Annotated in this window: 21 protein-coding genes; 1 reads left to right on the top strand and 20 read right to left on the bottom strand. The window is 43.1% G+C overall.

Annotated elements, in window-relative coordinates:
* Positions 1–2 precede the first annotated feature (2 nt).
* From ACPW7N_RS16760 to ACPW7N_RS16690, 15 genes are all read right to left on the bottom strand, one after another.
* Positions 3–953, bottom strand: coding sequence for an XkdQ/YqbQ family protein (locus tag ACPW7N_RS16760; RefSeq protein ID WP_425652251.1), 951 nt, complete (start codon positions 951–953; stop codon positions 3–5).
* 15 nt (positions 954–968) lie between these two features.
* Positions 969–1547 (bottom strand): hypothetical protein, encoded by a 579-nt coding sequence (locus ACPW7N_RS16755; RefSeq protein WP_425652250.1) that lies wholly within the window; start codon positions 1545–1547, stop codon positions 969–971.
* Positions 1544–3802 carry a hypothetical protein gene (locus tag ACPW7N_RS16750; protein ID WP_425652249.1) on the bottom strand — a complete coding sequence of 753 codons (2259 nt, stop codon included), beginning with the start codon at positions 3800–3802 and terminating at the stop codon, positions 1544–1546. The genes ACPW7N_RS16755 and ACPW7N_RS16750 overlap by 4 nt, the downstream gene beginning before the upstream one ends.
* A gap of 108 nt (positions 3803–3910) precedes the next feature.
* The gene (locus ACPW7N_RS16745; protein ID WP_425652248.1) at positions 3911–4804 is read right to left on the bottom strand and encodes a hypothetical protein; all 894 of its coding nucleotides are present in this window, start codon (positions 4802–4804) and stop codon (positions 3911–3913) included.
* 319 nt (positions 4805–5123) lie between these two features.
* Positions 5124–5504, bottom strand: coding sequence for a phage tail assembly chaperone (locus ACPW7N_RS16740; RefSeq protein ID WP_425652247.1), 381 nt, complete (start codon positions 5502–5504; stop codon positions 5124–5126).
* A 13-nt stretch (positions 5505–5517) separates the two neighbouring features.
* Positions 5518–5973, bottom strand: coding sequence for a hypothetical protein (locus ACPW7N_RS16735; RefSeq protein ID WP_425652246.1), 456 nt, complete (start codon positions 5971–5973; stop codon positions 5518–5520).
* A 2-nt stretch (positions 5974–5975) separates the two neighbouring features.
* Entirely contained in the window at positions 5976–7331 is a 1356-nt protein-coding gene (locus ACPW7N_RS16730; RefSeq protein WP_425652245.1) for a phage tail sheath subtilisin-like domain-containing protein, read from the bottom strand.
* The gene (locus tag ACPW7N_RS16725; RefSeq protein WP_425652244.1) at positions 7331–7522 is read right to left on the bottom strand and encodes a hypothetical protein; all 192 of its coding nucleotides are present in this window, start codon (positions 7520–7522) and stop codon (positions 7331–7333) included. The genes ACPW7N_RS16730 and ACPW7N_RS16725 overlap by 1 nt, the downstream gene beginning before the upstream one ends.
* Positions 7519–7986 (bottom strand): hypothetical protein, encoded by a 468-nt coding sequence (locus tag ACPW7N_RS16720; protein ID WP_425652243.1) that lies wholly within the window; start codon positions 7984–7986, stop codon positions 7519–7521. Before ACPW7N_RS16720 ends, ACPW7N_RS16725 begins: the two co-directional genes overlap by 4 nt.
* A 437-nt stretch (positions 7987–8423) precedes the next feature.
* Entirely contained in the window at positions 8424–8843 is a 420-nt protein-coding gene (locus ACPW7N_RS16715; RefSeq protein WP_425652242.1) for a hypothetical protein, read from the bottom strand.
* Positions 8844–8867: 24 nt separating this feature from the next.
* A complete protein-coding gene (locus ACPW7N_RS16710; RefSeq protein WP_425652241.1) occupies positions 8868–9221 on the bottom strand; it encodes a hypothetical protein in 354 nt (117 codons plus the stop codon).
* Positions 9222–9469: 248 nt separating this feature from the next.
* Positions 9470–9886: an ArpU family phage packaging/lysis transcriptional regulator gene (locus tag ACPW7N_RS16705; protein ID WP_425652240.1), complete on the bottom strand. Its 417-nt coding sequence runs from the start codon at positions 9884–9886 to the stop codon at positions 9470–9472.
* A gap of 277 nt (positions 9887–10163) precedes the next feature.
* Positions 10164–10742 (bottom strand): helix-turn-helix transcriptional regulator, encoded by a 579-nt coding sequence (locus ACPW7N_RS16700; protein ID WP_425652239.1) that lies wholly within the window; start codon positions 10740–10742, stop codon positions 10164–10166.
* A gap of 319 nt (positions 10743–11061) precedes the next feature.
* The gene (locus ACPW7N_RS16695; protein ID WP_425652238.1) at positions 11062–11367 is read right to left on the bottom strand and encodes a hypothetical protein; all 306 of its coding nucleotides are present in this window, start codon (positions 11365–11367) and stop codon (positions 11062–11064) included.
* A gap of 406 nt (positions 11368–11773) precedes the next feature.
* Positions 11774–14317, bottom strand: a complete 2544-nt coding sequence (locus ACPW7N_RS16690) for an adenosylcobalamin-dependent ribonucleoside-diphosphate reductase (RefSeq protein WP_425652237.1) — start codon at positions 14315–14317, stop codon at positions 11774–11776.
* 197 nt (positions 14318–14514) lie between these two features.
* On the opposite strand from ACPW7N_RS16690, the gene dat reads away from it, so the two are divergent.
* The gene (dat, locus tag ACPW7N_RS16685) at positions 14515–15354 is read left to right on the top strand and encodes a D-amino-acid transaminase (RefSeq protein ID WP_425652236.1); all 840 of its coding nucleotides are present in this window, start codon (positions 14515–14517) and stop codon (positions 15352–15354) included.
* A 56-nt stretch (positions 15355–15410) separates the two neighbouring features.
* Here dat and ACPW7N_RS16680 read toward each other — a convergent pair whose 3' ends face one another.
* The 5 genes from ACPW7N_RS16680 to ACPW7N_RS16660 all read right to left on the bottom strand — a co-directional run bounded on the left by ACPW7N_RS16680 (position 15411) and on the right by ACPW7N_RS16660 (position 20504).
* Entirely contained in the window at positions 15411–15950 is a 540-nt protein-coding gene (locus ACPW7N_RS16680; RefSeq protein ID WP_425652235.1) for a hypothetical protein, read from the bottom strand.
* 92 nt (positions 15951–16042) lie between these two features.
* Positions 16043–16873: a lipoate--protein ligase family protein gene (locus ACPW7N_RS16675; RefSeq protein ID WP_425652234.1), complete on the bottom strand. Its 831-nt coding sequence runs from the start codon at positions 16871–16873 to the stop codon at positions 16043–16045.
* A 171-nt stretch (positions 16874–17044) separates the two neighbouring features.
* On the bottom strand, positions 17045–18433 hold the full coding sequence (locus tag ACPW7N_RS16670) for an MATE family efflux transporter (RefSeq protein ID WP_425652233.1): 1389 nt from the start codon (positions 18431–18433) through the stop codon (positions 17045–17047).
* A gap of 40 nt (positions 18434–18473) precedes the next feature.
* The gene (locus ACPW7N_RS16665) at positions 18474–19241 is read right to left on the bottom strand and encodes an acyl-CoA dehydratase activase (RefSeq protein ID WP_425652232.1); all 768 of its coding nucleotides are present in this window, start codon (positions 19239–19241) and stop codon (positions 18474–18476) included.
* Between the two features lie 27 nt (positions 19242–19268).
* Entirely contained in the window at positions 19269–20504 is a 1236-nt protein-coding gene (locus tag ACPW7N_RS16660) for a 2-hydroxyacyl-CoA dehydratase subunit D (protein ID WP_425652231.1), read from the bottom strand.

Genomic DNA, 20504 nt, shown 5'->3' with positions numbered 1-20504 from the left:
CGCTACTCCCTCCTTTCCAATTCCAAATCCATCGTATACTGATCCTGTCTCCAACGAGTACGGCAGGAGGTGACGATCCAATCCGTAATGGTTTTTCCGTCTTTCTCCGCAATCTTGATCGCCCAGCCCGAACGAAGAAAGGCAGCTTGAGGATTTTCGTGCATAACGGTAATCGAGCGTGTCTTGGTCAGCTTTGACAATTTACTTAACTGACTGCTGGCAAGAGTACCCAGATTTTTTTCTTCTCCGGCATCGATTACTTTTTGCATGCGACCATATTTTTTGATCAAATCTCCATGCTCTTTGGTTACACTGCTTTCCACCTTGTCATCTGCATACCTCTCCACGGTAACGACAGTATACAGCTCTTCAATGCTCTCCCCGTTGCTGCTTGCAGACAACATCCCCGCTCGAAACAACGGAATTTGTGAATTGCCCCCCTCAGGAATGACGGCAAGCTTGTCCCGCCGATGGTCGAGGAAATAACGTATGCCCTTTTGCTCCCAAGCTTTTTCGGTAAGGGTCGAATACAGATTGGCATAAGATTGTGCTGACATTCGCTCGTTGACTTGAAACCCAAACGAAGGAACCGAAAATGAAATGCCTGTAGCCCGGATGATTCGTTCCAGTTCCTTACCTGCATCTCCTTTTACAAGAATCCGTGAGGTCTCATTTTTCTGTAGGTACCAGGAGAGCTCATAGGCTGTGGCCTGGACACCACCCGCTATTTCATCTCGTTGAAAACGGACGATGGGCCCATGAAAAATCTGTTCTGCTTCCTGTAACTGCCCGGTAAAGACCATAAGAAAACCCGCCGCTTCAAGCGCTGGCGGGTCATGAATATACACTTCGCACGTTTGTGCTATCTGTCCTCGGGAAGAGGACCAGGAGATGTCTTTTACCGCTGGTGTCAGGTCGATGCGAGTGGCATCTTTTCCATAGATGACTTTCATCTGTGGCCCTCCTTTCTATTCGTCCAGATTTTTCAATCGCAATTTTTGTTCGATTCTTTTCAACTGCTCATCTTGCAAACTTTTACTAATCTGCACAGTCTTTTTTGGACTTGTTTTTCCTGTGGTATTGGGTCGCTGCTTTACCTGCTTGGAAATGACGGCAGCCGGAGCCAACAACTGCTTGGAGTTGGACCAGGTGATAAATTCCTCTTTGATAAAAAGAGGAAACTCGATGGAACCGTGAAAATCAGCGTTCATTCCCGAGAATTTGCCGTCACAGGGGCCAACAAGCACGTTCCAGGCAAGATTTAGTTCATCAATCGTGAGTAGTACTGGTTTTCCTGAGAGCCTTTCCAATCCTTCCAGCCATGCTCTCGGACCTTGATAGCCCTCAACTTCAATCAGTGAGGACTCGATATTCCCTGGGAGAAAAAAATCGAATGAGATCGCCTTGGGACGCATGGCTGAGATTTGATTTTTAGTTACCAGGGTAATCGAGGTTTGCGATTCGATGTCATTTCCATACCCTTTGAATGAAACCTCACCAGGTGTCACGGGGAAGGTCAGACGATATTGGCCTTGCAATCGGATCATACGATCACACCTCCCTGCGTGGCGCCGCCTTTCGTTTCATAGGCGTCAACAAACGCTTTTTCAATAATACGCTTGATTTCATTGCTGATCGAGGGATCACGCAATAAGCGCATCATTCCGGAAACATCCTGCAACACGCCATCTGCTTTCAATGTGATTGGCATGGATTGTACGGTCAAAGAAGTTAGTTTGTTTTGACCTTTTGTCGGTTTTGTCGGGGCAACAGGCTTAATTGGTTGACTTACCTGCTCTGCATTCACTTTTGGGATAACACGAGCTGGATTAACAGGTCCCCGAAATGATGGATGGTTCTGATTAGATTTACCCGTCAACCACTGCTTTGCCTTATCATAAAGGTAACCGCCACCTGCTGAACCAAGAGCGGTTCCGGCCACACCGCCTATTGCCGTACCTGGACCTGGTACTATAGAACCAAGCGCCGCTCCTGCTGCACCGCCCAACACTCCCCCTACAGTTTCTGCTCCCAAACGCAAGAGGGCATCCAGTTTGTTATCTGATGTTAGTACCGAGCCAGCACCGATAACAGTACCGATTAAGGGGAGTTTCTTTAATGCGCCTTTTCCAAAATTCTTAATTGTTGCTCCAGATGGTAGCCAGGATTTTGCCTTTCCAATGAGGTTTCCAACCGTTTCACCAGATGGTAGCCAACCTTTTGTCTTTCCTAGCAGGTTTCCAACTGTTTCTCCTGATGGTAGCCAGTCTTTTGCCTTTCCAAACAAATTTCCAACTGTTTTACCAGATGGCAGCCAGTTTTTTGCCTTTCCAAACAGATTTCCAATCGTTTTGCCTACTCCACCCAGACGAGTTTTTACCTTATTCATTACAGACTCTTTTGGTTTTGGTGAAGTATCTCTCCCAGTAGATTTAGGCTGTTGAGTTATTGATTTCTGAATTTTCTTGCTATTATTCGGCTGATTCGGCTTTCCTCCACGTCCGGTTGGAGGTTGCTTTTTATTTTTCCCTTTCCCTTTTCTACCTTTTCTTTTTCGTTTCTGCTTTTGTTTCTTGTCATGTTCTGACTTTTCACTTGTGCCATCCGCTTGTCCATCACAGCAACAGCAATTGCATTGACAATCACAACCTCCAGTAGGCAACATGGGGTCTATATCTGTAAATCCACCGATATCGCTGTCATTCTGATCTTTCTCAGCAGGAATAAGGTTTTCAATTGTTAGCTTGGCGTAGTTGAACAGGTCGTTTTTTAGGTTTTTCACGGATGGCAATATGTTGCGAGCCTTTCCGCCGATGTTGGCGAAAGGTTTTAATTTGCTGCCAATCCCGTTTTTGAACTTCTGCATGAAAGATTTCTTTTGGTTAGGTGGACTGACGTATTTTCTGCCGGTACTTGAATATTGGAATTTTTTGGGTATATCATACTTTTTGCCACCTCGAGTTTGGCGATGTTTTTTCACTTTTTCCCTTTTTACCTGTGTTGATTTAAAATCTGGAGGTTGCTTTCTGTACCATTCCATAATTTCTTGATAAGTCTTAGCATCAATAACGAACTTTCCATCCGATTCACTATATTTTGCCACTCTTTTTTTACCATGTTTAGTTAGTAAGTGTACGACAGCAGTTTTATTCATCTTTTCTGGATCAGCAATTAACTCAGGAAATAATCCATCTTTACTTACCGTATAAGCATTTCCTCCATATGGAGAAGGTAAGTTTAATTCCTTGAATATTTTTATAGCTCCAGGGAACATTGTTTCGGCGAATTTATACATTCGACTATTCAATGGCCTTTTATAATTTTCTGGTTTTTCTGTTTCATAACTAATAGCAAATGCCATTGTCTTCCCAAAATGTGTACTGCCAGAATAATTAAGAGCAAGTCCTTTATATGCTTTTGGGAAGGAATCCAAATCGCTTACATCTTGGGCTTGTGCCACAAACCCACGTAATTCTAGTTGCTTTTCTGCCTTCTCCTTTACTCGCCTCTTAAGAAGATTATTAATCCTAGCTCGAAAGCTTTGCCTTTCAGAAACCTTAAAAAGCCAATCTACTGCATGAGCATCAACAACCTTTTGAATCTTCGTTCCTTTTTTTACTTTTGGAAGAGAGGCTAAAACATCCAAATGGATCTTCATTTCTTCTTCTGTCATTTCCTCTTTCTTGTTTACTAAATTAAGAATATACTCAGGTGTTATCCCCTTCTGTGCAAGAATTTGCTTAATGTCAAGTTTATTAGCACTACCAATATTAAATAGTTTTTTGAAGAAACTCTTTGCCATCCTTTCACCTCCATTTTCAATTCTGAAACACCGATATTGACCATTTAGAGGAATAAAAAAAAGCCCTGACTCTCTTGGAGCAAATGGCTTTTTAGAAAAAAATATTGTTTATTCATTTATGTTCGGCTCGGGAAATCCCCAAATCGGCCTTCTTATCGTCCAGATACGGTCAACTTGATCTCTTTTTACCCATCTTTCATACTTGCAGCTATCATCTATGTTTGGTATTTCAATTTTGTTCGATTTTTTATCCTTGCTATCAACGGTAAACCATTTTTCTAACATTCGCAGTACAAATCCGTCCTGTTTTTTGACTTCGGACCGCTCAGCTTCGATTTCTTTACAAAAATCCATGCCATACAGAAGGATATTATTACCTACACTGTCTATAACCGAAACGGTATTACCTTTATATTCGGCATAGTTATCATAATAATAGATGGCGTCAATATCAGACTTGTCCACAAACTTTAGGTATTTATTATAATAGGGAACAAATCCAATAGCGGTTAAAGAAGGATCATAGCTATATAGCTCAAACCGATCTGATTCCCGTTCCACTATAAACTCCATGCCTTTATAAAGTGCCCAGATTCCAGTTTTCAGTTGATTCTCTGGCAAAGGAAGATCCTCTGTTGGAGTTCTTGCTGCCCAGATGCAATCTACTTCCTCTCTTTTGACCCATTTCTCATATTCTCCCCGATCAATTTGGTTAAATCCAAATTTTTCACAATCTTCGCCTATACCATATAATAAGAGACAATCTTCTTTCATATCAGAGAGATGAAATACTCTTTCTTTGTATAGAGCTTTGTTATCAATATAATAAATGGAATCAAGCTCAAATTTCTTTACCTTCTTGCTATAGACTCTATCTAAATTCAGCTTAAACCCAAGATGCATCAAAGAGGGGTTTCTTACATATAACTCAAACTTTTTTTGAGAATGTCTGATTACTCTAACCTCCTCGCCTTGATAGAAAGCCCAATTACCTCTATTCATGGTTTTCACCCTCTCGTACTAATCATTTCACAATCTGCGAAAACGCTCTCCGAACGCAATTTCCCAAATTTAGTATACCACACCAACTGGAAATATTTTCTGCATCCCCACCCCTTTCCCCAACGCCATCTGCCCGCTCGGGAAAAGAGAGAAGACTAGTCGAACGCCTTCTCCATCTCTTCAATTTCAATCAGTTGGCAGGCGATGATAAACAGTTTCTGCTTATATCGATCAACTGCGTATTCAACCAGATCCTCAGGACGGCCTCGGCCGTTTAAAAAAGCTCGGCAGATGTGAGAGGCTTCGCCGTCGGATCGGATCAGTTTTTTGCTTCTTCCACAAGCTCTTCTTCACTCTGCTCCTGAGAAATCTCACGGATGGCATTAAGCAGCTTGGCGTATCCTTCCATATCATGGTCAAACAACTTGGCGGGAAGGTCATACTTATCCACCGCTTTATAAGCTTTCTGCAGATCTTGATTGTTCCACTGGAATTCATGCTCAGTTGCTTTGACAATACGTGCATCGTTGTAGCGGTACCAGTCAAACTCTTCTCCTTTATCTGCCATACGTTCGCATGTACGCAGTTCTGTTAAAGTAAGCGAGCGAACGGACCAGACTTCACCGTCAATTTCGACCGTCATTGTTTTACGAGCTGCTTCATCCTTGGCTTTCGCCAGGTATTTTTCCAATTTACTCATCGATAGATTCTCCTTACTCTACATAGTCAGGAAACTTAGTTAAGAATTCAGGGTTGTCGTTGGTTTTGCCGCGAATTTCATATGTTCCCTTATCGTTTCCTTCTGCTTTTGCCTGAAAAATTGTCAATTCTTCCGGAACCAACCGAATGTTTGTAAACTTGACAATCTCCTTATTATTGTCATCACTTTCCTTATCCAGATGTTCGCCAAGAAGCATCGGAATAATTGGTGTTTTTCCAGAGGTAATTTGGTCAATAATGAAGTATTTCAAGCTTGCGTTTTGCGTAGGCAATGTCAACGTCAATTCCGTATGATAGGAAACGATGTCTTCCATTTCACCCTGACGCAGACGATGTACCGGCTCCGTCTTGATTTTCATTACCGCTTTTGCCTCTAACAGCCCCGGAATCGGGTCACCCTTTACGTCATATACCTGACTGTTTTTCAAATAAAGATTATGTGCCGCCATAATTAGAGCACCTCCCAACCAATAGTAAAGACTTCAATTGCATCCAGCGGCTGTGCGCTGACTCTGAAGTAGGCAGTATCGCCGAAGCTTTCCAGATCTGGGCTCTCTGTGACATTTGCTCCAGCAGCCAATGCGGATTGGCGAACACGCTCATCAAGATAGGACTTTGCTGCAGCGATAAAGGTAGCTCGTCCGATATCATTATTGCTCAGCTTGCCTTTGTACTTTTTGCCTACACTGACCAGATCGTTCATCACCTGATCAAGCGTCATGGAGACACGGATTTTGCCAAAGTCCTCTCGTTCGCCTGTATGCAGGACGGAAAGCGTATTAACAGCAGATTCAATGATGTAGCTGTAACCATCACGGGTCGCCATCAGGACACCGTTTGCCAAACCTTTCATAATTTCCGATTGTCCAAAGTCTTTCGTCGCTTTTTTGAGCGGTATAGGCAATGCCGTCAGCGAAATATGCGCCGGAGTAGCAGCAATCAACCCGGCTACCCAGGCAGCAAATTCCAATGAACTGTAGGTCTTTCCATTCACGTGCAAACCGGAAATGGCAGAATTGACAATGTAGCGTTCATTCATGGCGACAGAGCGCTCGATGTGCTTCTCCATATCCACATCCGTATTACTGCTTCCCCCGATGACCAATGTAGAGAGTTTCTGGCTCTGCGTTCGTCGGTCAGAAACAAATTGCTTGGCACTTGCCTGAATCGCTGCATCTGCACTTGGCAAATACAATGCGTCAAAATCAGCTCCATTAATATCGGAAAAGAGTTTGGTGAAGTGAGTACTTGTCAGTGACGCCGGCTTCCCAGTGGTTCCACCTGCAAATGTGGTAGCAACTACATCAGCAATAGCGTCATTCCCCAGTTTTTTCGCTTGAGCGACATAATCCAGATTGGCGGTCTTTTCAACCAGTTCATCCACTCCTGCAACAGACAGCTTGTGCGTAAAACCAAGCTCCGTGTGCTTGATGACGACTTCTTTCTTCCCAGGTTCTGCCGTACTGTTCTGAACGGTAATGGATAGCTTGTTTCCTTCCAGGCCAGGATATTTTGCCGAAATTTCAAAGCTGTTTGCTTGTGTGAACTTGGCTGTTTGAGCAGCACTATCGCAGATTCGATACAACAGAAGAGTCGGGCCGCTCTCGGCCGCCAATTCGATGGAATCAATCAAGCCAAGCGTTTCCTTCATACGTTCTTCATAGCCGCTTACCAAAACGGGTTCATTCGGTTTTCCGTATTCTCCTACATATGGAATGCAGACGATTCCACTCTTGGGAAGAATCCGTTCTTTTGCTTTTGCCATTAATTCGATATACACACCAGGTCTAAGACGTTGAATACTCATTATTTTTCACCTCCGCGAAATGTAGACAAGCGCTGACGTACTTCTGTCTCGCCAATCTTGTCCCGTACATCAAAAAGAGCGCCTGCAATCTCAAAACGCTCAGCTCCGAGATAAGCGGGACTCTCCACCCACTGATCAACAGTCCTCACCATTTCCTGGGACTGCTGTTTTTCGTTTGTTTTTGTTCTCATTGGCTTCCTCCTGACTCCAATTGAAAGTTTTGAATCGGTGGTGCCTCACTCACTGGGATTTTTGCCACCGTTTCGATAGGGAATGTGACATAGATTCTGTCCCCTCGCCCATTCAAGCGCATGAGAAACTTTTCCGAATCAATCGTAAGAACAACCTTCTTCCCATTTACCAGAGCAGGGTACATAAAACGCTCCCTGCGCAAAATATCAGTGAGCGAGTCTGTTGCAATGGGTTGGTACTCCCCCGATGTGGAATCTCTCGGAAAATGAAGCACAATTAGTCCCGAATACAACTTGCGATGACTGGTTAATGTGTTCGCTTTTTCTCCTGCATGGTCTGCGTAGACAAAAACACAAGGTGGATCAAAACTGCCTGCCAACCACTTTCCATAGCTGCTCAACACAGGCAAATTGGGGTAAGCTTCATTTACCAGTTGCTGCAAGGCGGCTAGAATTTGATTCAAGATGATATCACCCCCTTTTTATGCAATGAAAAAAGCCACCCGTTCAACCCGGATGGCTTCTCTCTATTGATTTGATAATACAAGAATAGCACCTGCAAAACGAAAATGTATTCCATCTCTATCACACTTTTGTATCATGTTTCTCTCAATCTTGTATCAGTTGTTTTATTGTGAATGCAAAATGTTCCTATCTACTCTTTTCCTCTCCTCTCTGTATTCAACGAAAAAGCCACCCGCTATGTATTCAGTCATCTTTTGTCATCGCATTAGTCTTTACGACCAAGTGAGTTGTAGTACGTCCACGACTCTTTTCAAAGTCTCTCCAGGTATCGCATAGGATCGATATGAAAGCTATTACCATAGCTAAGCGAGCTGCATGAGCTCACTTCGTAGTATAGCTGTTTGCTTGTGGATTTACCTGTGGTGTGTAAAACACCCTATGAAGTTATTATGTTTGGTTCAGGAAACCCCCATATTGGCTTTCTTATTGTCCAGATACGGTCAACTTCTTCTCTTTTTACCCATTTTTCATACTTACAGCTATCATCTATGTCCGAATCGTTATCTGAACCTTCCTCAGTAGCAAACAATTTCCCTAATAAGCGCAGAATAAATCTAAACAGTTTTTTTGCAGCATTCATTTCTTCACCATACAGGAGGAGATTATCTCCTATGTTGTCGATAACCGAAACAGTGTTTCCTTTATATTCGGCATAGGTATCGTAATAATAGATGGAATCGATTTCCAACCTGTCCGCATACTTTGCATATTTATTGTAATAGGGAAAAAATCCATAAGCTGTAACAGAAGGATCATAACTACTCAGGACAAACTGATCTGAACTTTGTTCCACCATAAGCTCCATTCCTTTATAAAGCGCCTAGATGCAATCTACTTCCTCTTTTTTAACCCATTTCTCATATTCTCCCCGCTCGACTTGGGTAAATCCAAGTTTTCTAGCACTTTCATCGTTCTCAAATAGTAAAAGGCTATCTCCTCTCATTTCAGAGAGTTGAAATACTCTTTCTTTGTAAAGAACTTTGTTATCAATATAATAAATGGAATCAATTTCTGATTTCTTTACCTTCTTGCTGAAGACCCCGTGTGATAAATTCAGTTTAAATCCAAGATGCATTAAAAAAGGATGTCTTACAAATAACTCGAATTTATTCTTGGAATGTTCTATTACTTTAACCTCCTCGCCTTGATAGAAAGCCCAATTACCTCTATTCATGGTTTTCACCCTCTCGTACTAATCATTTCACAATCTGCGAAAACGCTCTACAAAGCAACTCCCGAAAACCAGTATACCACACCGACTGGAAATATTTTCTACACCCCCACCCTTTCCCCAACGCCATCAGCCCGCTCGGGAAAAGGGGAACGACGAATTCACTCTTTAGATACAACAAAAAAAGCCATCCGCTCCTACTCGATGGCTCTCTTGTATCTAAATCGTTTTTTACTAACACGCTTACTCTATTACTCATAAACAGCAAGATGTAATGCATGGGCAAGCTTGTAAAATGCTCTGGATCGAACCCGGTAATAGGTGGCATGGGTCATATCGAGCTCGATGTACGCTTCGATATCCGTCAGGTCATCATCGCCAAACCATCTGATCGAAATAAGCTCACGTTCTTTTTTTGCCAGTGAATTGACAGCTTCCAATACAATCCGCACATGTTCAGTTCTCATTCTTTCTATGTCTACATTTTTGATTGCCACACTTTCTGTACTGCTGATAAACCGATTCGTCTCACTTCGTGGCACCAGTTGATAGCCTGCTGTCACTCTTACCTCAATCTTTGGATGAAACCCCATTTGAATAAAGCTTCTTGCAAGATCGAGAACTTCTTTTACCTTTTTGGATGTTTGAATATGATTGATCTTTGGCATCTGAAAAGATACGGCTTGGTTCTTTGTTTGTTCCTCCTTTTACTATTTCTCTATCGTGATACTGAGGATTGCTTTTCGCTCTTACTCAGGTCATTCACAAGATAAAGTAAAATTGCACGTATCCCTGCTGAAACGTGACTATCAATCATTTTTGCCAAATACCAATCATTAGGACTATTTTGCATTAGGCTTGTCAATGGTTTTCCCTTCTTTGGGTCCAAAGATAATTCCCATCATTATCTTTATAGGGAAGGTCTGCCCATTTCTTAACGCTATGCTAATAGATTTTTTCAAATTTTTTCTGCATTCTATTTATCATCATGCTGACAGCCCCTTCTGATATCCCCAAAATACTTGCTATCTCTTTGTTCCTATAACCAAGCATAATCATCCGGCAGATCTCATCCTGTCTATAGGATAATCCCAAACGACTGTAACTCTCCCAAAAATCAGTAAGAGCATACCCTCTTTCAAAGCTGCGAAGCCACTCTTGTTCCTCTCCTTTTACGTTTGTATCGATGCTAATGGTGTCAAGGTTGCTTTGCCTATGCAGAGCATTCATCCCTCTGCGAATCGCATGAAGCTCAGAATGAACTACTTTTTCATAATAAGTTGAAAAACTTGCCTTCTCTGGTTTCCATGTGTCAATAGCTTTCTTTAATGCGAAAAGGGCAATATTTTCATAGTCCTCTACATCAAATACAGCACTAAAACGGTAAAACGCTTTCGCTGCCTTCCAAGCAATACACTTTATACGCTTTCGCATAAGAATTGCGATATCTTCAAACGTTACTTGTTCCTCCGTATATTGCATAACCAATTCATCCAAAGATTTGTTTTCTAGAACGTACTTCATCCATTTTCCCCCTGATATCTCCCTTTATGTAGTTCAACGCAAATATTAGGTTTAATCTGTAATATTATGTAGAATAATCCATATGGAGAGACAACAATAAGAACGCTTGTTCTTATTTTAACGGAACATACGTTCTTATTCTATGATTTTTCTCCTTTCATTTCGTATTTTTTCTGATATTTTCATTCTCACCTTCTATGTAGTCTTTTTGTGTAAGAATCTTAACTGTTTTGGAAATTTTTTATAAAAAAAGAAAAAAACGGAGAATATCTCCGTTTTTTATCGATTATTGGTATTTATTTAATTTCTAAAAATACTGCTAGATTCCAATAATTTTTCTAACAGACTGCTTAACTTGGCTCCATTTTCCATTTTTTTTAGCTTGTTCAGTGGGCATCCAGTCTCCATTTATAAGAAAACTGTCTTGCATCAAGATGTACACTTTTCTCAGCTTTTCTGTAGACAAGTCATAACCCTTTATTTCAAAGAAAAAGTCACAAGCAATCTCGGAAAAACCAGATAAAATCCCTTGTTTTTTGCACTCTTGTTCAAGTACTTCTCTGGTAGTATTCATAAGCCCCTGATCGTTCACCATTTCTTGGTAGATTCGTTTGAGTTCTAACATCTTGAACCTTATCACCATCCAGTGGAAATCCTTTCTTTCGTTCAAGAAAGAAATGTCATACAAGAAGAATACATGTTCGATTAATAAAATAATATAATTAGTTTGTACCATTTTTCAAGAAAATAGCGTAACACAATAAAGTTTTACGTCTTTCTCCTTTGCCTGACTCTTATTTACTTCATCCACCCTTTGATATTTCCTTTTTCTTGAGCGATTCCATTTCATCGTTCATTCTCCCTACCAGGCATTTTTCGGCTCTTTGCTAAACTACTTCCTTCCTACTAGCAATAATCGGAGGAAGTAGTTGAGGATTATTAAATGGATTTTTATAAAAAAAAGACACCATGTTCATTTGAACACGGTGTCTTTTAAAACCAAATTTTGATTCGATATAACTATCTTTATTCTAGCTGCACTTGGAATACCCGCACGTGGTGCAAGTTTTGCATCCTTCTGCTGGCATCAGTGTTGCTGATCCGCAAGAAGGGCATAAATCAGGTGTATCCGCAAATTCATCCTCAATCTCAGCAGGCTGGTATGAAGGTTGCGGTGTAGATTTGTATACTACAGGTGCAGTAGCAGCCACGGCATGGTTGTCGTCTTCTCCGTCCAGGTGCATCTCGAGTGCTTTCGCAACTGCATCCGGGATGGACTCAACACGGTTTGCACCAAAACCAACGGCTCCCGAACCACCAATGCCTTTGAGGTGTTTGATCAAAAGACGTGCCTTGTTGCCATCTGGAAGTTCACCGAAACGCAGGAAGAGCGTTGATACTCTGCCGAGTGCCTCAGACATCGCAAATACGTCACTACCAGCTTTGCCCACATTCACAATCACTTCGAATGGAGCACCATCAATATCATTTACTGTAATGTATGCTTTGCCGAGCGGTGTTCTCATCTTGTAAGTCGCGCCGCTCAACTTCTTCGGACGCTTGTTGTACACTTTCACAACATGTGGTGCTTTCTGAATGAGAGCCGTTTCCTCAGCTTGTTCTGTATTTACTGCTGTTTCCTTCTTCTCTTCATCTTTGCTTACAGTTAATACCTGTGTATCACGGCTTCCATCACGGTAAATGGTTACACCTTTGCAACCGAGATCGAAAGCAAGCTCGTACAGGTTTTTGGTGTCTTCTACCGTGAAATCGTGCGGAGCGTTCGCCGTTTTACTGATGGAAGAGTCTACCCATGTCTGAATCGCAGCTTGAACACGGACATGGTCTTCAGCAGACAAGCTCATGGCACTAACGAAGTAGTCAGGGAGCTCTTCACCTGGGTTCGCTTCTAACCATTCTTTGGCAATCGGCACATATTGTTTGTCTGTTCCCAAACGACTTTGACGATAGAACTCGAATGCGTAGAATGGTTCAATACCTGTTGAAGTACCTACCATTGTTCCAGTTGATCCCGTTGGAGCTTGGGTTAACAATGTTACGTTGCGAATGCCTTTTTCATAGATAGCAGAACGAACTTCTTCGTCAAATTGCTTCATGAAGCCGCTTTGCAGGAATTTATCACGATCGAACATCGGGAAGCTTCCTTTTTCTTCAGCGATCTCAGCAGATGCGAGATACGATTCACGCGCAATAAAGTTATACAGCTTGTCAAGGAATTCCAATGATTCCGGGCTGCCGTAGCGAATGCCCAGTTTAATCATCATTTCAGCGAGACCCATTGTGCCAAGGCCCACACGGCGCTCGTTTTGTTGGTTGCGTCTGTTCTCTTCGAAATGATATGGTGTCGCATCAATTACGTTGTCGAGGAAGCGAGTAGCGTAACGAACGGCTGTTGCTAGCTTGTCCCACTCTACTTCACCATCTGCTGTGAACTTAGACAGGTTAATGGCAGAAAGGTTACAAACGCCCCATCCTGGCAATCCCTGTTCGCCGCATGGATTCGTGCAGATGATTGGGTTGAAGTACCAGCTATTCGACATCTGGTTGTAGTATTCCATGAATACGATACCCGGTTCAGCCGACTTCCAGGCAGATTCAATGATCGTGTGCCAGATATCACGAGCACGTACGGTTTTGTATACTTTCACAGGTTTACCGAGTTCCTCACGCCATTTGGTAAGGTTCCCGTCCCATTCGGTTTCATAGTCAGGGTCAGATGTATCCGGGAAGACAAGATCCCAATCCAGATCTTCTTTCACAGCTTTCATGAAGCCGTTGGATACGCATACGGACAGGTTTGCATTCGTTACCAGTCCCATGGTTTGTTTCACGGTAATAAATTCATTCAGGTCTGGATGCCAATCGTTAAGCATGAGCATCAATGCTCCACGGCGACTACCGCCTTGCTCAATTAGTCCAGTTGTGTAGCTGAACAATCCGCCCCATGATACGGAACCACTAGAGGAACCGTTCACGCCTTTGACGAGTGCACGGCGTGGGCGCAGACTGGATAAGTTGATTCCTACGCCACCGCCACGTGACATGATTTCTGTCATTTGGCTTAATGTGTCCATGATTCCACCACGGGAATCGTGTGGTGACGGGATTACATAGCAGTTAAAGAGAGTCAGTTCATCGTTTGCTCCTGCGCCTGCTGCGATCCGTCCACCAGGAACTAATTTCCAGTCATCGAGAAGTTCACGAAATTTATGTTCCCATTCTAGTTGTTTCTCAGGTGTTTTTTCAACCGCTGCGAGAGAGCGTGCCAGCCTGTCCCACATATCTTCCGGGCTCAATTCAAGCGGCTTGGTTGTTCTTTCGAGTGGTGCCTGAATGGTATCACCACTGCGTAAGAGGATGGTTGCTTCTTTTCCATCGATGGAGAGAACTTCTCCTACTTCCTTTTGCGGGAAGCGAGGATCGTCTTTGGTGAGTACAAGTACGGTATCCCCAACCTTGGTTTTGTTAAAATCAAGATCTTTCATGGCATAACGATCCAGGAAGATTTTTTCACTTAATCCTTCTAGACGTCGAGATTCTATTGCTGCTGACATTCTTCTCCCCCCGAAGATTTCAGTTTGAAACTCTATTATTGATTTGTTATCGTTAGTAGAGCCGGATTTAACGATACCATATGTTGCTATTTGGTTCAACCTATTTATTCTATATGTTGATTCAATAACTGTTTCTTCATAAAAATACCACAACATATTGTGTATTTTTTAAATTTGGGACTTTGGAGGGTTGACAAATGTACTATGTTAACGGGGCTTGGTTTGAGGCCGATTTCCTACCGATTCATCCAGAAGATCGGGGCTATCAGTTCGGAGATGGCATCTATGAGGTCGTGAGAATATACAAGGGAAAATACTACCAATTAGAAGAACATTTGGTCCGCTTGCAACGTAGCGCCAAAGAACTACATATCGTATTGCCATGGACTTTTGAAGAGCTGCAAGCAATAGGTAGTGAACTCTTGTTGAAAAACAATATTACATCTGCCGATGACGCTGTCCTCTATTTGCAGATCACTAGAGGTGCGGCAGAGCGACAATTTGAATTTCCCAATGACACAAAACCGACATTGACTGCTTATTTGCGCAAAAAAGATCGTCCGATGGCTCAGTTGAAATCAGGAATAAAGGTGATCTCCGCAGAAGACATTCGTTGGCTTCGCTGTGATATCAAAAGTTTGAACCTGCTCGGGGCTGTCCTTGCCAAGCAAGCTGCGAAGTCATCTGGCGTACATGATGCGGTTCTCCATCGGGGAGGAACCGTGACGGAAGGCAGTGCCTCCAATCTGTTTGCTGTAAAGGACGGAACACTTTATACCCATCCTGCTACCAACCTGATCCTGCATGGTATTACTCGGTCAACAGTGCTTGCATTAGCTGCATCTCTGGCAATTCCGGTGAAAGAAGAGCCATTCACTCTGGATTTCTTCCGTCAGGCAGATGAGGCATTCTTGACAGGAACGACGAGTGAGCTAACACCCATTATCGCTATCGATCATTCACCAGTGGGAACGGATGAGGTCGGCCCCATTGTGCGTAAATTACAGGAAGCATTCGAACAACAGATCTACCGATAGTTTTATGCTAATTGATGCAAAAAGAAGGAGTAAACATACCCCATGTGTTGGTATGTTTACTCTTTTTTCTCTTTGCCTATTATCAACTGAACCAGCATCATGTTGAGAAAAATCGTTGTGAACAAGGTGTACAGATTGATAAATACTGTGTTGGTGTACTGATTTAGTCGGCCCCTATAAACATTCGGCTCATGATACATTGCCAACGTTTCATAAAGTCTCTGTGCATGTTCTGCTGAAATCCAGATGAACAAACCGAGTAGCAAAACTGTCGTCCCGAAAATCCAAACTCGTTTGATTTTGGAGAACTTTTCGATCCACTTGCCGAACAAAAAACCAAATGACAATTGAAACCCGATAAAGTAGGGGACATTGGCTAGAATCACCAGTATACCCGGATTGCCGTTGCCGGAAATTCGGGAGGGCTTAATGGTAAAAGTATCGATTGCCTCTACTCCTATTATAGTAATTAGCAAAAGTACTATACACCACTTGATGTTTCGCTTGTGTTTTGCTTCTTTTCTCGATAGTACAAAATAAATCGGCACGCTTATCAGCAAAATTGGATAGATCACAAGGTATAGAGTTTCATCCATGGCTCCACCCTCTCTTCTTCATCCAACATCATGCAATTTACATACGAAAAAGGACAGGATCATACCTACCCCTTCTCAAATTGTATGTCTGCCTATCTGCGGAAGTTCCACTCATCTGTAGCATAACGGGTTTCTGCCAATTCCTGGGCCAGCTTCAGTTCTTCCTCTGTTAATGGCTGCTCTACCAATTCTACCTCTAGCCCCGAAGCAAATCCTTTGCGGAAGGCTTCAATTGCCTCTTCCAATGAAACTGTTCGGCCACTTACTTCATTAATAGTGACAGCTTTTTGCACAAAACTGTCGATCATCCGTTGTTTGACACGTTCAGACGGGAATTTCAACAACGAGAACAACAGCTCAACATCCATATCCAGCAAAATGGAGCCATGTTGCAAAATGACACCCTTCTGGCGTGTTTGAGCACTTCCTGCCACCTTTTTGCCCTCAACCACCAATTCATACCAGGAAGGAGAATCAAAGCAAGCCGACGAGCCTGGAGAACTGTATTTCTCCTTCTCTTCTTCACTGGCAAGAGAAACCATCTCTGCTTGCAAACCAAGCTGATGGAAGCCGTGCAACAGCCCCGTGCTGATGACCTGATACGCTTCTGTCACACTCGCAGGCATTTTGGGATGATCCTCAGAAACGACCACACTGTAGGTAAGCTCTTGATCGTGCAGGACTGCTCGACCACCAGTAGGCCGCCTTACAAAACCAAGCTTATGTTCACGAACGGCATCCAGATCGATTTCTTTCTCCGACTTTTGGAAGTATCCAATCGATAGTGTTGCAGGGTTCCATGTATAAAAACGAACGGTTGGCGGTACTTTTCCTTCACTGTGTAGAATAAGAATTGCTTCGTCGATTGCCATGTTCATCGCAGGTGACATTGGCTCTGTTACTATGTAGCGCCATTGTTCCATTTGGTGTTCCTCCTTTTCAATCATAACAAACCTGTTTCCTAACCCATCCCCATTGTATCCTCTCACCTAGGGGTGGACAAGGTCTCTTCCATATGAAAGTGTAACTATTTGAGTTATTTGTTTGCATAAAAAAACCTCCCGATAGTTTTATCGGGAGGGAGTTTAATTTTATCAGGTGGTCAACGACTGCTTGTTTAATACCTCGATATTGCGCCACTTCCCACCGGTGTATCTTTTGGTCACGAGAACTAACATGACTACGGTAAAGAGTAACAGCTCGATCCATACCCAGAATAAGGAGTAGCCCGCCACGATGTAGGTGAGATAAGGAAGCAGCAAATAGAAGAGAATGGGTGCGATCAAATATAGCTTCATCATAAACAGGGTGTCGCCCGTCGCCTTCAGGATACTTCCGATGACGATCTGAACGGAATCAATGATGATCCACAGTGATGTCAGTCTGACGAGCGGAATGGTAATATCCCGGATCAGGTCATACCCTTGGCTGCCTTTTGCGTGAAAAATGGATACCAGAAAATCTGGAAACACATTAAACGAAACGATGATCAGCACATTAAATCCCAGCGCAAGCCATAAGCCCTTTTTCAGGACGACCGAAATATTCTCTATCCTTCCCCCGCCTCTCTCCTGTGCAGCCAGAATACTCAGCGCATTGCCAAGCCCCCATATCGGAAAGATGGATAAGCCTTCAATCGTAAAAACGATATTTGCCGCGGTGATATCACTTTCCCCCGATTTCCCGATGATGAGCAGCAGCATGCTGAAATAGGCGGTGCCTACAAAGGACTGAATTCCCGAAGGCAAGCCGAACTTCCATATTTTCACGAACAACTCGCGATCCAACGAAAGGTTCTTGAAGACCTGAAAGCCAGCTTTATAGGACTTGGAACAAAGCATTAGGATGGTGATCGCCAAATTAATGAAACAACTAATTAAGGTAGCAATACCGGCTCCCATGATTCCACCCAGCTCTGGAAAGCCCCAATTACCGAAAATCAGCAGCCAATCCAGAACAATGTTGCAAATGTTGGATATCACCGCAACATACAGGATCTTTTTGGTATCGCCCACACCCCGAAACAGGCTTGAAAACGCGGCAATCAGAATCTGTACACAGTTGGCAAAGATCATCAGGTAAAAAAATTGCTTTTCATAGATCAGTAGTTCCCCGCTATGTCCCATCAGTGAAAAAACCGAACTAAAAACGGGCGCAGTAAGGAGCAGAATAAGAGATGCGAGCAAGCTTATGTAGACTCCCTGCCACAAGGATTTACTGCAGTTATTCCTATCGCCAGCACCGTAAAAGTGGGAAATTAAGGTGGAGGAAAACCCTACAACCCCCAGAAAGATACTTGCCAGAGATGTTGCCACATTACTGGCCGGCATAACTGCCGCAAATTGCGTGATATCGTACTGAGCAATGAATGCCCGGTCAACAAATATCATGATATTGATGGAAAACATCGATAAAATTATGGGATACGTGACGCTGATGATTTTTTTATACGAGATTTTTTCCGGTGCGGCTGTTTGATCCATCCAAGTAATATCCCCCTTTATGGATCCCGATTATTCACTCTTATTGTTGTCCGAGAAAAGCTGCACCGATCGCTCCAGTCACTTGGGGATACGCAGTCACATGGACTTTCATGTTCATTTTTTCTTCAAGAGAGTTAATGATCCCGATATTCTTGGCCACTCCGCCGCTCATTCCAAGCGGGGCGCGGATACCCACCGACTTCAGCAATGCAATGGATCTGGTAGCGATAGAATCATGGACGCCTTTAATGATATCAGGAGTAGGTGTGCCTACAGCTACCAAAGAGACAACCTCGGTTTCGGCAAAAACAGAGCACATGCTACTGATCCGCGCCGCATTGGTTGATCTGGTAGAAATTTCCCCCATTTCTGCAAGATCGACATCAAGTGCCCGCGCGATAATATCCAGGAATCTTCCGCAACCTGCTGCACACTTGTCATTCATCAAAAAATTAAGCACATTCCCTTCATCGTCAAGCTGTATCGCCTTGCTGTCCTGCCCGCCAATATCAAGAACCGTGCGGATTTCAGGATTCAGGAAATGCATGCCCTTCGCATGGCAAGTGATTTCGGAAAAATTTTTATTTGAGAACGGCACATTTTCTCTGCCATAACCGGTAGTAACGACAACGTCAATATCACTTTCGTTCAGTCCAGCTTTTTCAATTACATTCCGGAAGGTCTGCGCAGCAGACTCCCTGTTGTTGCCGCCGGTAAAAATGACATCATAGGCAAGGACTTCTTTTTTGTCTTTCAAAATAGCCGATTTGGTTGAGAGTGAGCCAATATCAATTCCTACTGTAATCATTTTTCCCGTCTCCTTTTATTCTTAAAATTAGATAATTTCCAAAAATGCATCGATACGATTTTTCACTTGTGGGAACGAATAATTGTTTTTGTCCCGAATGTCCACGTCAACCGAAAGACATTTTATCTTATTTTTTGAAGCCATTTCACGGACCGCTTGACTAAGTCCCATCATATTTCTGCAACCCCATGTATTTACCAAAAGGATGGCATCGATATGATTTTGTTCGCAGACAACCGCGGTTTGATCTGTCATTCTGTTGGCATTCCACAAATACGAGATGGAACGTTCTGCCATGCTTTCCAATGGCCGCTCTGGGTCAAGCAGCATCAAATTACCTTCCCAATAGGTGGTCCAGTAAATGAGTTCAATTTTGTTCTCCAAATATTGAACCAACTCGTGGGATTGGTCCGGTGCGAGTCCAACCCATATCAACCGCTTTTTCCTTGGCGCTGTTTCTTTCGCTTCCAATTTCTCAAGAGTCTCGTTGTACAGGGATTGGGAAATTTTCACCATTTCCTTCATGCCCCAGCAATTGACGGCCATAATTTCATAAAGCTCTCTTTGCAGTCCCGGGATATGCACCTGCTTGGCAATCTCAATTGTCTTAAGGAAATAATCCTTGGCCTCGTTGGACAGCTTGATGACTTCGTGAAAATAGCTTTCGTCATATGCGAACCCTGTGGCGCTCTCGATTTCTTTAAGAACATTCTGAAATTGTCCGGCCAGATAGGCAACCGATTCTTTGGTATCAAACATGGGTACGTTAAATGTAATATAGTTGCTATCGTAAATTTTGCTGAATTGAAAACCCAATTTGGCAAGCCCATCGCACAGATGATTGTTGATAATGATGATATCCGGTCTTGGCAGACAGTTGGCCATTGCCGAGCCATAGGCGGCTCGGACGCTAGAGCATAAATCTCTCGGCAAATGATTTTCTTCCGTAAGCCTCAGAACCTTGTCTACCGCATCCGATTGGGAGTACATGGTGGAAATGCTCTCAAAGTTTAAAGAAATGAACTTGAATGCGAATAACAGCTCGTTGGGAAAAACCTCTCCGACAAACGCAACCCTGGTTTGTTCCTTAAAGGGATGCATAATGATATAGGCATTGAACAAAGAACGGACACGGGCTGTCTTGGGAAAGTTGGGCTGCGAGTAGTTTTGCACATCGTAGCTGGCCAGATTTTCCGTCATATTTTTCGCCTGTAAGCTCCGGTTGTTGCCATCGATCAACTTAAAATCATTCGTCAGTTTCAT

Source organism: Brevibacillus nigriterrae (assembly GCF_049846925.1).
Lineage (GTDB): Bacteria > Bacillota > Bacilli > Brevibacillales > Brevibacillaceae > Brevibacillus_H.
This window is presented reverse-complemented; position numbering and strand designations above follow the sequence as displayed.

Excerpts from the sequence above, each read along its gene's own strand:
- ACPW7N_RS16760 (WP_425652251.1), bottom strand. The coding sequence starts at position 953 with ATGAAAGTCATCTATGGAAAAGATGCCACTCGCATCGACCTGACACCA.
- ACPW7N_RS16755 (WP_425652250.1), bottom strand. The coding sequence starts at position 1,547 with ATGATCCGATTGCAAGGCCAATATCGTCTGACCTTCCCCGTGACACCT.
- ACPW7N_RS16750 (WP_425652249.1), bottom strand. The coding sequence starts at position 3,802 with ATGGCAAAGAGTTTCTTCAAAAAACTATTTAATATTGGTAGTGCTAAT.
- ACPW7N_RS16745 (WP_425652248.1), bottom strand. The coding sequence starts at position 4,804 with ATGAATAGAGGTAATTGGGCTTTCTATCAAGGCGAGGAGGTTAGAGTA.
- ACPW7N_RS16740 (WP_425652247.1), bottom strand. The coding sequence starts at position 5,504 with ATGAGTAAATTGGAAAAATACCTGGCGAAAGCCAAGGATGAAGCAGCT.
- ACPW7N_RS16735 (WP_425652246.1), bottom strand. The coding sequence starts at position 5,973 with ATGGCGGCACATAATCTTTATTTGAAAAACAGTCAGGTATATGACGTA.
- ACPW7N_RS16730 (WP_425652245.1), bottom strand. The coding sequence starts at position 7,331 with ATGAGTATTCAACGTCTTAGACCTGGTGTGTATATCGAATTAATGGCA.
- ACPW7N_RS16725 (WP_425652244.1), bottom strand. The coding sequence starts at position 7,522 with ATGAGAACAAAAACAAACGAAAAACAGCAGTCCCAGGAAATGGTGAGG.
- ACPW7N_RS16715 (WP_425652242.1), bottom strand. The coding sequence starts at position 8,843 with ATGGTGGAACAAAGTTCAGATCAGTTTGTCCTGAGTAGTTATGATCCT.
- ACPW7N_RS16710 (WP_425652241.1), bottom strand. The coding sequence starts at position 9,221 with ATGAATAGAGGTAATTGGGCTTTCTATCAAGGCGAGGAGGTTAAAGTA.
- ACPW7N_RS16705 (WP_425652240.1), bottom strand. The coding sequence starts at position 9,886 with ATGCCAAAGATCAATCATATTCAAACATCCAAAAAGGTAAAAGAAGTT.
- ACPW7N_RS16700 (WP_425652239.1), bottom strand. The coding sequence starts at position 10,742 with ATGAAGTACGTTCTAGAAAACAAATCTTTGGATGAATTGGTTATGCAA.
- ACPW7N_RS16695 (WP_425652238.1), bottom strand. The coding sequence starts at position 11,367 with ATGTTAGAACTCAAACGAATCTACCAAGAAATGGTGAACGATCAGGGG.
- ACPW7N_RS16690 (WP_425652237.1), bottom strand. The coding sequence starts at position 14,317 with ATGTCAGCAGCAATAGAATCTCGACGTCTAGAAGGATTAAGTGAAAAA.
- dat (WP_425652236.1), top strand. The coding sequence starts at position 14,515 with ATGTACTATGTTAACGGGGCTTGGTTTGAGGCCGATTTCCTACCGATT.
- ACPW7N_RS16680 (WP_425652235.1), bottom strand. The coding sequence starts at position 15,950 with ATGGATGAAACTCTATACCTTGTGATCTATCCAATTTTGCTGATAAGC.
- ACPW7N_RS16675 (WP_425652234.1), bottom strand. The coding sequence starts at position 16,873 with ATGGAACAATGGCGCTACATAGTAACAGAGCCAATGTCACCTGCGATG.
- ACPW7N_RS16670 (WP_425652233.1), bottom strand. The coding sequence starts at position 18,433 with ATGGATCAAACAGCCGCACCGGAAAAAATCTCGTATAAAAAAATCATC.
- ACPW7N_RS16665 (WP_425652232.1), bottom strand. The coding sequence starts at position 19,241 with ATGATTACAGTAGGAATTGATATTGGCTCACTCTCAACCAAATCGGCT.
- ACPW7N_RS16660 (WP_425652231.1), bottom strand. The coding sequence starts at position 20,504 with ATGAAACTGACGAATGATTTTAAGTTGATCGATGGCAACAACCGGAGC.